At 38.4% G+C, this 645-nt stretch carries 1 protein-coding gene; it reads left to right on the top strand.

Features of this window, described 5'->3' with window-relative positions; all coding sequences use genetic code 11:
* On the top strand, nt 1-645 hold a 645-nt coding region (locus ACFIKG_RS09725; RefSeq protein ID WP_375652244.1), incomplete at both ends, for a DUF6990 domain-containing protein.

Raw genomic sequence — 645 nt, 5'->3', positions numbered from 1 at the left:
AAAAGCCATAGATGATCGTCTTAGTTTGCAAGATTTGTCTTTTCTTAATACAGTTTCTGAAGACTTAAAAAGGATGGGGTGGACAGTTTATCGCGATAAGAACTATGATCGCAATGCTTATTTTGTAAGTAAAGACCGTATCATCAATATAATGTATAACCTTCAAAGTGATGAAGAAGAGCCGATTGTTGTATTTAAGGCTTCGCTTTCAACACTTGGCTTTTCTACTGCTCATAGAGAGATGTTTCCTAGATTGCCCCAATATATAGCTCTCAAAGAGGCAGAAGAATTTTATACAGTTTCTAGTACTGAATTGGATGAAGGCAAGCTAAAGGAGATTTGTACAGATATACTTGAGTGGGCTGATCGGCAAAATGTCAATCAAAACATCTATGATTATGCCGCTTTGCCAACAAACAGTGAAGCTCACCTTGTGGCACGTCACTTTATAGCACTCATTCTGATTGGTGATATTGAAAAGCTCAAATTTTATAAGGAAAGTTTCAGGGCAAAGAACCATCTAGGCTTTGTGGAAGGTATCACGAAATATACGATTGACAACGCTCTTACTCTTGCACGGGGTTATCGAGCAGGTTTTCCGAAAAATGCACCGATTTTAAGCTTGGATCCGCAAACAGCATCTGT

It is taken from the genome of Bartonella sp. LB28NMGDW (assembly GCF_042194435.1).
Lineage (GTDB): Bacteria > Pseudomonadota > Alphaproteobacteria > Rhizobiales > Rhizobiaceae > Bartonella > Bartonella grahamii.
The sequence above is the reverse complement of the archived record's forward strand: the minus strand, read 5'-3'. Positions and strand labels throughout refer to the sequence as shown.